Below are 12,819 nucleotides of genomic sequence, written 5' to 3'. Positions count from 1 at the left end.
GTTCGTCGACGACCCGGCGCAGGCCCACCGCACCGTGGTGCTGTCCGACAAGGCCGCGATGGACCAGCTCAACTGGGACGTCAAGGACGACGGCAGCGGCGTCGCGCACGAGGTCGGGCACTTCTGGGGACTTCCCGACGAGTACCGGGCGCGGCCGAAGTTCGAGATGAGCGGCACCCGCGACTTCCGCGGCAAGGAGCTGCCGGTCTACACCGTCAAGGTCCACCTGGACACCGACCCGCTGCTGGAGCAGCACCAGGACCGCGCGGACAGCTTCCGCCGCGAGGCCGACGAGGCCAGGGACATCGCCGAGCTCGACCGGGCCGACGCCGACGAGCTCGAAGCGCACCTGATGGACGACGACTCCGACACCCCGCCGCCGGAGGTGGTGGAGGCCCGCGAGCAGGCAGAGAAGTCCCGCGACATCGCCGAGGTGCGCCGCCGGGAGGCCGAGGAGGCGCAGGAGAAGCTGGACGAGGTCCGCGCCGAGCTCGACGAGTTCCGGGAGAAGGCGGTCAAGGGCGTCGAGAACGGGTTCCACCCGAGCCGGATGAACCGCGAGGCCCGGTACTTCGTGGACCTGCAGTTCGTCGACGATCGGCGATCGGCGCACCTGAGCCGGGAACTGCACCCGGAGCGCGACGCCGAGCCGACCGCGGAGCTGTGGGAGGTCACCGACGGGCCGTCCCTGATCAACACGCGGATCGGCGCGCACTTGGGCCTCCCGCTGAACTACATGCACGCGCTGAAGAACGGCAAGACCGGCGATCTGCGCGCGCTGCCGAAGGACGAGCGGCGGATCTTCAGCCTCGACGACCAGAAGCTGCCGATCGACCCGATGACCGGCGAACCGCACCGGCGGTTCAACTCGTACGTCGACGACGACGGGCTGATGACCGGCAGGCAGCGGCTGTTCCTGCCGCGCAACGCCTGGCGCGTCGAGCAGGTCGGCTTCGACCTGGGCGTGCGGCCCGACATGCTGCAGCCCGGCCCGGTGCGGCTGGCGCAGCAGGCCGAGCGGCTGCTGTCGCGGACCGAGGCCGAGCACCAGCGCCCGCGGCCGCTGCCGAAGGGCCTCGACGAGGCCCCCGCCCCGCGCTACCGGCCGACCAGGCAGATGTCGCTGCTGGAGGAGTTCGCCGAGCTCTCCCGCAACCAGGACGGGCTGGACGCGGTCCGCGCCGAGTTCCACCGCGCCACCGGCGAGGACCTGGACCAGGTGATCCGCCGCGAACTCGGCCAGGGCGCGCTGGACCAGGTGCAGGCCCTCGTCGACGGCCCCGGCGACACCGCGATGTCCGACGCCGGTTCGCTCACCGAGCCCAACACCGAGCCCGAATCCGGGGACGAGTCGGGGAACGGCAGCCGCCCGTCCGGCGCCACCGGCGACCTCACCATCCCCATCCCGGACCGGCCGCGCCCCGTCGACGAGCCGGGCTACCCGCTGCCCGACGCGACCGCCGCGCCGGAGACCGAGCCGCTGCTGGAGCGGACCCACCAGGTCCAGGAACTGCTGCCGCGCAACGCGGTCCGCGCCGAGCAGCTCGACGGCACCGCGATCCGCGCCGACGTGCGCTCGGCCATGCTGCAGGCCGCGGTGCCGCCGGAACGCGCCGACCAGGTGCTGCACGGCCTGTCCGACACCGAGCTGAAGAACGGCTTCACCGCGCTGCACGGCGAAGGCCTCGTGGTCTCCTCCGGCATCGGCGAGGACGCCGTCGAAGTCCTCGTGCGCGCCCGGCTCGACGACGACAGCACCGGGGGAGAGCCGGCCCCGCCGACCACCGCCCCCGCGAAGAAGGGCAAGGAGAACAAGCTCGACAACGCCTCCGGCGGCTTCGGCAAGGTCAAGAACTCCTCGGACTCGCCGTCGATCCGCGACGACGGCTACGCCCACCGCGGCAGCATCCCGCTGCCGTGGCTGCCCGGGACGTCGATGCAGACGGCGCTGAGCCTGAAGGGCCTCACCCCGCAGCGCAGCTGGAGCAGCACTGACAGCTCCGAGTTCCAGCACGGCTCCAACGTGGAACCGGGCGGCAAGCGGATCCGCAGCCTGCACGACATGGCGCACACCGCCACCGTGCTGCGCAACGGCCACGCCGCGGTGCGGGTCAGCGGCTCGACGCCGGGCGCGGTCACGGTCAGCACCCCGAACTCGCTGCACGGCCTGCGGCCCACCGAGGACGCCGACGGCACCGCCGACTTCGGCGCCCCGCGCCCCGGCGACTCCACCCGCCTGCGCGGCGACCGCGCGCTGTTCGAGCAGGCCCGCGAGCTGGTGCACCGGCACCCGGACTGGGCGGGCAAGGCCGACGAGATCGGTTCCGCGCTGCGCGGCACCCTGCGCGGGCTGGTCAGCAGCACCTCGCTGAGCCGTCGCGGCGTGGACCTGCTCTCCGGCGGCACCCTCGTCGAGCAGCTGCGGACCGTCGGCGCCGCCGGCCGCGACCGCACCGCCACCGTGGAGCTCAAGGCCCGCCGCGGGGCGAACCGCGAGCACGTCACCGACGGCGACCTCGACGGCAAGATCGCCACCAAGTCCGGGCGCAAGGACGGCCACGCCGCCGAGCGCACCGTCGAGCAGCCGGTGGACCTCGGCGGCCGCGTCCGGCTCACCCAGAACGTCTGGGGCGACGACGCGGGCAACAGCATCGACGTGCGCGGCGCGGTGCAGGGCAAGCTCACCTCGCACGAGGAGCACGGCGTCACCCGCAACGACGACCTGCGCACCGAGCTGGCCTGGGAGCGCAAGGGCGCGCTGCACGTCGGGACCGCCGACCTCACCTACGACCTGCGGATCCGCTTCGACGACGGCGTCGTCGAGGACGGTTCGGTGGACGTGCCCGCCGGTGCCACCGCCTGGCGCGGGGAGAGCCCGGACGGCACCGCGCCCGAGTTCATCGGCGGCGACCCGTTCCCGCCGCAGCACGTCCTCGGCGCCGCCGAGACCCGCTACCCGAACGTCGAAGGCGTCGCCGCCGCGCTGCGCGAGATGCTGCCCGAGGGCGTGCTGCCGCCCGAGGACTCGGCGGGCACCGCCGAAGCGCACGCCACCGAGAACGCCGCCGTGCTCGCCGACGCCGTGTCGGAGAGCGGGTTCAGCAGCCGGTCCGCCGCGCTCAACGGGTCCGGCACGTCCTTCGTGCTCACCCGCGCCCGGCACGCGGTCTCCGGCGCCCCGGACGACCTGGTGGGCGTGCTGGTGGAGACGGTGCCGCGCGCCGACACCGGCTACGGCACCTTCCAGCGGTCGTCGCTGAGCTCGCCGACGACGCCGGACGCCCCGGGCTCGCCGACGACCGTGCCCGGCGCCGGCCTCGGTGGCGAGCTCACCGGCAGCACCGGTGTGCAGCACGAGACCGCCGCCAAGTCCGGCCGCACCCTCGGCGCCGGCGGTGGCCTGCGCGGGCGGGCGCCGTCGCTCGGCCGGTTCGGCGGGCTCGACCTCAACCTGCAGCGCAACGACAAGTCGGACACCGAGCGGGCCACCCTCACCACCGCGAGCGGGCTGGGTCGCGGGCGGGGCTGGAAGTCCGGCGACGTCGTCGCGCACCCCGAGCTCATCGACTACCGGATCACCGTGCACGGCGCGGAAGGCGTGCTCGCCGAGCGGATCGTCGAGGGCGGCCGGGCCACCACCTACGCGGGCGGGCTGCTCGACCCGGCCGCGCGCACCGGCGAGCCCGAGCCCGCCGCCCGGTACCAGCGGGTCGAGCACGACGCGCCGCGCAGGCCGGAGGGCTGGGAGCCCGCCGAGCTGCCCGAGAACTTCGTGCTGCACGGCCTCCAGCTGCCCGAGATCGACGGGTACCGGATCACCGAGGACGTGTTCGGCGGCTTCGGCGACAACAAGGTCATCGCCGCGCACCAGGCGCACTCCTTCGTCTCGCCGGAGGAGGTCGCGGTCAACTTCGACGCCGTGGTCACCGGCGCCTACGAGGGTTCGGTGCACCGCTACGAGCAGGGCGCGCTGCGGCCCACCGAGCAGCGCATCGGCGACCTCAAGCTGCACCTCGCGCTCAGCAACGCGCGGCCGAACGGCCCGGTGCAGCAGGTCGAGCTGACCTTCACCCGCAAGGTCACCGGTAGCACCGGGCACGGCACCGAGACCTTCACCGGCGGCGGCTGGACCGGCCGCGCCCGCATCGGCAACCCCGGCTCCGGCGCCTCCTCGTCCGCGACGCCGGTGCTCAGCGCGGGCGAGGCGGAATCCGGTTCGCACGGGCGGTCCGAGGCCCAGGAGTTCGAGCGCACCACCACGACCACCTACAAGGGCCCGGCCCAGCTGGTCGAGTACGACACCACCGCACTGCTCAGCGGCGGCGATCCGGACCGGCCGGACGCGGCCGTGCACCTCGAAGCGCACCGCACGGGCTCGGCGCAGCTCTGGGTGCCCGTCGCGGACCTCGCCAGGTACGGCCTCGGCCCCGAGCCGGAACCGGCAGGCGGCGCCGTAAACGCCCCGCCCGGCATCGACGCCGACGGCCACACCACCGCCACGGTCCGCCCCGAGGTCACCGCGCACCTGCTCAGCGGGATCAAGGACGTGCTCGCCGCGGTGCCGCAGCAGGACGTGCCGCGCAGCGCGCTGCGGCAGTTCGGCGACTACCTCACCTCGCTGGCCCTCGGCGACGCCGAACGCCTCGCCGGACAGGACGTGTACCGGCAGAGCGCCCGCGACGTCGCCCCGAGCGGCTTGCAGGCGCTGCTGTCCGACCTGCGCGGCCCCGGCAAGCACTGGACCGCCTCCGTCCCCGGCCCGCTCGGCACCGTCGACGTCTCGTTGACGCTGAAGGGCGAGCAGGGCCCCGGGAGGTTCGACGGCGTCGAATCCGGGTGGAGCGAGAAGCACGAGACGAAGACGACCTCCTCGACCACCGAGACCGGCAAGACCGGGCACCAGCGCAAGGCCCAGCCGATGGTGCTGCTGCGCGGCGGCGGCGAGGAGCAGCACCGCCGCGGCGCGCTGCTCGGCCAGGTCGGGCTGACCTCGAAGTCCAGCGACAAGCACGTCGAGACGCACAGCAGCGACAACACCCGCACCTACTCGGCCAAGAGCGACTTCGCGACGTTCGGGCACGACCTGGACCTGCGGCTGGAGGTGCGCAAGACCGCGCACGCCAACCGCACCCCGAACACCCTCACCGGCGGCCTCGCGGACCGGGGCGCCCCGGCGAGCACCGGCGAGACCCTGGTGCTGCCGACGCTGCGCGACGCGGTCCGCACTCGCGTCCCGGTCGGCGAGCTCGGGTTCGGCGAGCACCAGCCGGGGCGGATCGACGAGCTCCCCGAGGTCAGCCACGTCGTCGCGAACTCCGACGACGTGCACCGGGTCGTGCGGGACGTGCTGGACGGAACCCCGGGCGCCGATCCGGACGCGGCGCCGCCGGTGCCGGAACGCGCCACCTGGACCCGGCACGGCCTGCTCACCGGGACCACCACCAGCGCGCTGTCCGCGCACCTGCCCGCGGCGATGCGCGCGGACGGCTACCGCATCGGCGGTCTCGACCACGACGGCCACGCCGCCGAGAACACCCCGCACCCGCTGGAATCGGTGCTGCTCACCGCGGAGCTGGACGACGCGCACGTGGTGCCGACCGGGGACGACGCCGGGCTCACCACGAAGGACTCGCAGACCACCGCGATCAAGGAGCAGCACAAGGAGGGCCCGGGCGTCGGCTTCACCGGCCGCGTCGGGCTGGACTCGCTGGCCGACCCGCGGCAGGCCGTGGACGCGTCCGGGGCGAACTACCGGCAGTCGCCGCAGGTCTCGCTGCCCGGCCCGAGCTACTCGTGGCAGCGCACCTCGGCCGCCGACGGCAAGTTCAAGGACGCCCAGTCCGAGCAGCGCTCGGCGGGCGAGACCTTCCTGGTCAACGCGATGGCGAATTGGACCCTCACGCCGCGGTACCGGGCGGGCGCGCCCGAGGGCTGGGGCGAGCCGCGGCACGCCCGCGACCGGGTCTACGTGCACACCGACCGCGCCGGGCTGCTGAGGATGGGCCTGACCCCGCCGGAGCCGATCGCGGTCCCGCGGATCGAGGAACCCGCCGAGCAGGCGGGGACCACCGAGGACGGCGCGACCGGGCAGCGCACCCCGGACCCGAGCCCGACGCCGCAGCCCGCGCCGACCCCGGACGCGATCCCCACCCCCGACCCGATGCCGTCCCCGATGTCGGAGCGGGACGCCGCACCCGCGGAACGCGCTGAGCCGCGGACCGCGCTGGACGACTTCCTGTTCCCCGCCGAGCCGGAACCGGTGGAACCGGCGGCCGCGCCCCGCGCCGAGCCCGACGCGGACGAGGCGGCCGGGTCCGAGGACGGCGCCGCCCGCGACGAGTCCGATGTGGACACGGAGTCGCGGACCGACTCCGACTCGGATTCCGGCTCCGAGTCCGGCAGCGACCGGTCGTCCGAGCGCGACTTCGACGACGCCCGCACCGACATCACCGAACCCGACGAGGGCCCGGACCCGCGGGCCGAGGTGCGGGAGCGGGCGCAGCGGGCGCAGGACGCGCTGGGCAAGATGACCGAGCGGGCCTTCGAGGAGCTGTTCGTCGAGGCCCGCGGGATCGTGCAGCCGCTGCACCAGGTCCCGGTCGTGCTGGACTCCCCGAAGCCCGCCGAGGCGCGGATGCGCGCGCTGATGGACGACGTCACCACCCTCGTCGCCCGCGAGCTGCAGGAGAAGGGCCCGGACGCGGCGACCGCGCTGGCCCGGGAGCTCGCGGACGAGCTCGGCACCCACCGCACCGAGGGCCTGATCGGCGGCGGCCGGTTCGGCGCGGGCCCGCTGGAGGCGCTGCCCTCCGCGATCCCCGAGCACGCCGAGGCCGGACCCTCCGGCACCACTCGCGACCGCTCCGCCGACTCCCGGCCGAGCACGCACCTCGACGCCGAGCCGGAGCGGGGCGCGGAGAGCTCCGCCGAACGCGACGACGAGGTCTCCGGCGGCACCGAGCAGCGCGGGACCGAGCAGGACGGGACCGAGCAGGACGGGGCCGCCGGGTCCGCCCGCACCGAGCAGGACGCCGCGGACCGCTCCGCTGAGCTGGACGGCGAGTCCGCGGACCGCTCGGCCGACGCCGACGCGGCCGACCGCGGCACCGACGCCGAGCAGGTCCGCGACGAGTCCGACCGGTCCCGCGACGAGTCCGACCAGAACCGCGAGGAGGCCGCCCGCGAGGACGCCGCCGCGGCCGCCCCCGAGCGCCGCAAGCGGCTGCGGCTGCCGAGCTACCTGTCCCGCGGCCGCGGCCTCGGCGCGGGCGTGCAACTCAGCCGCACCGAAGGCGCCGACCAGGTCGTCAGGGCGGTGACCAAGTCCGTCGGCGGCACGCCGAAGAAGAGCGAGATCGACGCGCTCGGCCACGCCGTGCGCAACGAGTTCGGTTCCTTCCTCGGTGACGGCCGGGTCGTGTCCGTCGGCAAGGAGCGGTTCCGCATCACCGCCGATCTGGACTGGTCGGGCCGGACCCCCGCCGAGGCTGCGGCGAGCTCGAACGCGGCGAGCACCGGCGGGTCCACCGGCTCGAAGGCGGCCACCAGCACCGGCCGAACCCCGATGTCGCGCTGGTTCTTCTTCGTGCCGACGGTCCCTGGCATGTTCGTCATCGGTGCGGTGAACGTGCCGACCGACGTCGGTTTCTCCCGGTCGAACTCGCGGGAGAACTCGCAGAGCACCCGGATGACGGTGGCGCTGCCGGAGACGGTCGCCGACGGCGCGTCCGGCTACCGCGGCATGACGGCGCAGCGCGTCCCCGCCACGTTCACGATCAACCGCCTCGATTCGGCGGGTGACCCGACCTTGCCCACCACGTTCGTCGGCAGGACGCCGGGCGCGGACCCGGTGGCCGTGGAGCTCAGCGTCCCGGTCGGCCTCGGCGGCGAGGGCCGCGAGGTGGCGGTGCCGGAAGCGCTGCCGCCGTCGGTGGTGGAGAACGCCGACGTCCGCGGTCAGGCCCGCGGCCGCTACCGGGGCAAGCGGTTGGCGCGGCGCTTCGGTCGCGACGACGGGATCTTCGAGCAGGTCGCCGCGCACCTCGGGAAGCTGAGCGAGGACGGGCAGAACACGCTGCGCTCCTTCCTCGGCTCCGCGAACGTGAAGCAGCGGCTGCCGGAGATGGCCGTGACCCCGGAGCAGGCGGCGAAGGGCCGCGGCTGGATCCAGTCCGACGCGCTGCTGCCCGGCGGCAACCCGCTGAAGCGGCTGCTGCCTGGCCACACCCGCGCGGTGCAGATGCGATTGGTCGCCCGCAAGGTCGCCTACGAGCAGACCATCGAGGGCGCGCACTACGCGGAGGTCCGCACCGAGGGCTCCAGCACCAGCAGCGCCAACGCCACCGCCCGGGACGGCAGCGGTTCGCTCACCGCGGGCCCCGGCTACGACGTCGGCGTGGTCTCGGCCGCGGCCGGCGTCAACGTGGCGCTCGGCGGCGGGCACGGCCGCACCCAGGAGTACGGCCGCAGCACCGGATCCGAGCAGGGCAGCTCGCACACCGGCGACGTGGTGCGCTACCGCACCGTCTACGACCTGCAGGTCCGCAAGCCCGGCGACTCGCCGATCACGTTCGCCGAGGCCGTCGAGGCCCACCAGCTGGCCCGCCCGGAGGACGCGGGCGCGGCGGGCATCACCGCGGACGGCACCACGACCGCACCGGTCGGCAGGCAGGAGGTCGCCGACGCGGCGGCGTCCGCCGCGCTGGACCACAACGCCGCGAGCGAACTGCTCAGCAGGATCATGCGGGACTCGGCGGCGGAGCTGCCCGGCCACCACCGGTGGAAGTGGCGGGACACGTCCTTCGTCACCGAGTTCGACGACCCGAAGCTCTCGCACGGCATCGACGGCAAGGGCGAGCGCAAGCTGGCCCGCGGCGAGCAGATCCACGAGGCCGTCTCGCCGGAGCAGCTGGTGCGCCGGGCGCCGGACATGGTCGCCGACCGCCCGCTGCACCTGGACCTGCAGCCGGAACCGGGCCGCGGCAACGACTACCGCGCCTCGTTCCAGGTGAAGGCGGAGCTGCAGGGCGAACTCCGCCCGCTCGGGCCCGCCGAGGGCACGCCCACCTCGGTGGCGCTCACCGAGTCCGAGTCCGGTTCGCACGCCAAGTCGCGCAGCTGGTCGCTCGGCGGCGGCGTCGTCGCCCGGCTGTACACGGCGCTGCACGGCACGGGGATGATCACGACCCAGCACAAGGGCGGCTACTCCCGCACCACGGGCACCGAGCTGGGGCAGCGCGCCGACAGCTCTACCGGCGGCGTCCGCGGCGGCACCCTCGACGGGTCGGGCAACGTGCGTCCGGAGCCGATGCAGCGCTACGCGGCGACGGTGAAGCTGACCACCACCGGCCAGCACTGGTCCCGGGCGAACGAGCTGGTGCGCGGCGTGACCTTCGGCTCCCGCGGCCTGGACACCCCCGAGCTGCACGACCTGCGGATCGTCGACGAGTCGGCGGCGGCCGAGGGCCGCGAGCCCGGCACCGTGACGGTGGACGTGGTGGTGGAGCTGCCCGCCTCGCACGGTCCGCTGCGGCTGGAGGTCGCCCCGGAGAACCGGACCGAGCTGGCCGACGTCTCGATCAACCGCAGCGCGGAGCTGCGCCGCGGCGCCTCCCGCAAGCTGGACGGGCTGCAGGTCGTGGCGTTCCACGGCCTGGAGCACGTGCGCGACTCGGTGCGGTCGATGCTGGCGAAGGCGTCCAACGACCCGATCTGGCACTTCGCCGACGGCGACAACTCGGGCCTGATCGACCAGGCGATCTCGGTGGAGGCGCTGCGCGGCGACCCGCGCGCGTTCAGCCGCCGCACCAAGCTGACCGGATTCCGCTGGCACCGCAGGCGCTCCGACGTCGAGGCCGCCGCGGCCGTGTCCTACATGCTGCGCGACCCCGAGGTCGTGGAAACCCAGTGGCAGCAGCCGAAGCAGTCCACGACGGGGGCGACCACCTCCGGCCAGGACGTCACCGGCACCTGGTCCGGTGGCAACGCCGTCGAGCCCGCGATGATCACGTTCAGCGAGACCTCGAACCACACGCCGGGCACGTCCGCGCACGGCGTCGGCCTGTTCATGCACGAGCTGAGCCTGTGGATGGGCAGCTTCAGCAAGAAGACCGGCCACCGCACCGAGGTCTCCGCGGAGCGCGCGCTGGCGCAGGAACCGCGCCGGATGCACCTGATCAACGCGAAGATCGAGACGACGGTCGCCGCCGAGGCCATCCGGCGCGGCAACCTGGACCGCTGGCGCCTCCGGAAGCCGAAGCCGGTGGGCACGGCCGCCGAGCGCTTCGAGCTGCCCGGCGCGGTGCGGGTGCTGGTCACCGACGAGCAGCTGCACGAGATCCGGATTAAGCAGGCCGAGGAGGACGCGCGCCGCGCCGCCGAACAGGCCGAGCAGGACCCGCCGGAGCTCCCGCCGCCGGACCGCTCCGCCGACCCGGGCCGCACCAGCGCCGTGCCGGACGGCGCGCGGGTCGGTGCGCCCCGCTGGGCGGGCGGCGTCACCGAGGCGATCGACCTCGTCGACCGCATCGATCCGTTGTACGAGCAGCTGGTGCGCACCATCGGCCAGGAGAACGCGGACCGGTTGCTGCCCGCCTCCTCGGTGGAGACGCCGCACGACAACCACCGCGAAGTGGAGCGGGCGCTCTCGCAGCTGCAGGCCTCGCTGGAGGACCTGGCCAACGGCGGTGTGACCTCGCTGATCCGGCGGGAGTTCCGGGTCAGCGGCGAGACCTACGAGCTGCGGGTGGACGCCTCGCTGCTCGGCGAGCCGGAGCTGACCGGCATCAAGCACGGCGAGCTGTCCAAGGCCACCTCGTCCTCGTTCACCACCAGCGTCGCCCGCAAGTTCAGCCGGGTCCTCGTCGAAGCGATGACGATGATGGCGCCCGCGGGCATGTTCCAGAACGAGTCGGCGCTGCACTCGGCCGAGGCGGACCCGAACGCGAAGCACGGCGCGCCGTACGGCAACTTCGGCTTCGGCGGCATCCACGTCCTGGAGTGGCTCAAGCAGACCCGGGACTCCAAGCAGGACGAGGTCACTCAGCACCAGCACAGCGAGTCGGTGCGCGGCGCGCTGGCCGAGCACCGGGCGGAGGTGCTGTTCGACGTGCGCATCGAGCGGCACGGCGAGCGCGTCGCCGCCGCGCCGGACACCCGCACCATCACCACGCACAGCGCCGTCGAGGACGCCCGGGTCGCCCCCGCGGGCGGTCCCCGCAAGCCGGAGGTCACCGCGCGCACCGCCGCCGACGCCACCCCGGAGGCGCTGTCCGAGTGGCGCGACGCCGGGAACCCGGAGGCGCTGCCCACCGACCCCGCGCAGTACCGCGTGATCGACTTCGACGGCGACACCGCGGGCCTGGTCGACGCCGCCGAGCAGGCGCTGGCGGGCGCCCGCGCCGACGTGGACCCGCACGTCCGGACGCTGCTGCGCGCCGAGCTCACCCCGAGCAGGCTCGCCGCTCTGCTGGACGCCCACCGGGATTCCGCGGAGGGCGTGCCGCTGGACCTGCCGCCGGAGCTGGGCGTGCGGCTCACCGTGCACCCGAAGGTGCCGGGCGATGGCGAGCTGGTCGGCGCCAGCGGCCGCATCCAGCTGGGCGGCAGCACGACCTCCACCGGCTCCACGCACACCGAGGTGGCCACCGGCAACGGCAACGTGGTCGCGGCGGTGCCGATCGTGGCGGCCGGCGTGCCGCAGGCCCCGCACTCGGCGACCTACGCCGACGGCCGCACCCCGTTCGGCGCCACCGGCGACTGGGCGCTGGCGATGGAGCCGCTGGGGGCCGCCGGTGCGGAGCACGAGCAGCAGGGCGCCGGGTCGACCGGTGGCGCCGAGCTGCCCGCGCCCGGCGCGCGCCCGGACCGGAGCGCGCTCACCAGCACCTGGGCGCACGGTGCCGAGTTCCGCTTCGTCGCCGAACCGACCTCCGCGCTCACCACCAAGCGGACCGCCGTCGTCGACGCCGAGTTCGCCCCGGGCGACGGCTACGTGCTGCGCCGCGCGGACCGCACCGACCGGCTGCCCGAGTCGCTGGTGCGCGCCGCGGAGGACTTCGCCGCCCGCGACCGCGAGTGGGCCGAGGCCCGCGCCGCCCGCCGTGCCGCCGACCCGTTCGGCCCGGACGTGCGGGACGGCGACTTGGGCGCCCGCGCCGAGGAGGAGTTCGCCTTCCGCACCGCCACCGAGGCCGAGCAGGCCGCGGAAGCCGCGTGGTGGCAGGCGAAGCAGCACTACGACGCCGAGCTGGCCGCCGCCCGCCACGACCCCGGCCTCAGCGGCACCGCCCCGGACCAGCGGCTGGAGCTGCCCCGCGCCGGCGAGCAGCTGCCGCCCGCGCAGCGCGCGAAGCTGTACTCGCTGGCCAGGGAGGTCGTGCGGGCGCACGACGCGGGTACCCCGGTGGTCGCTCGCTACCGCGTGACCGGTGAGCTCGGCCTCCGCTCCGCGCAGGACTTCTCCGCGATGATGTCCGAAGTGGACCGTTCGCTGCGGCTGGCGCAGTACGGGCGGCCGGGCGCGGAGCGGCTGCGCCGGGGCGCGCTGGGGATGGGCGACACCCCGCACTTCGTGAACGGTGACGGCCCGACCCGGGTCGAGATCTGGCTCGAACCGGACCCGGCGGCCCGCCTGGTGGACGGCGATGCCGAGCCGGTCGGCGTGCCGCGCGTGGAGGTCGAGGACACCGAAAGCTCGCGGAACGGCGAGAGCTCGCGGGACGACGGCGACGCGCTCTCCCGCGGTGACGAGAGCTCCCGCGACGGTTCCCGCCCCGATGACGAGCCGCGGGGCCGCGACCGCGAGCGGCTGGCACCGTC

1 protein-coding gene (cut by both window edges) is annotated in these 12,819 nt (G+C 74.8%); it reads left to right on the top strand.

The whole window is internal to a hypothetical protein gene (locus LCD31_RS03450) on the top strand: the coding sequence, 59,598 nt in all, runs 32,723 nt past the left edge and 14,056 nt past the right edge, and what appears here is coding positions 32,724-45,542, spanning codon 10,908 (partial) through codon 15,181 (partial); the first codon wholly inside the window starts at position 2. The start codon and the stop codon both lie outside this window.

The sequence above is a fragment of the Saccharopolyspora sp. 6M genome (assembly GCF_020176775.1).
Taxonomy (GTDB): Bacteria; Actinomycetota; Actinomycetes; order Mycobacteriales; family Pseudonocardiaceae; genus Saccharopolyspora_C; species Saccharopolyspora_C gregorii.
This window is presented reverse-complemented; position numbering and strand designations above follow the sequence as displayed.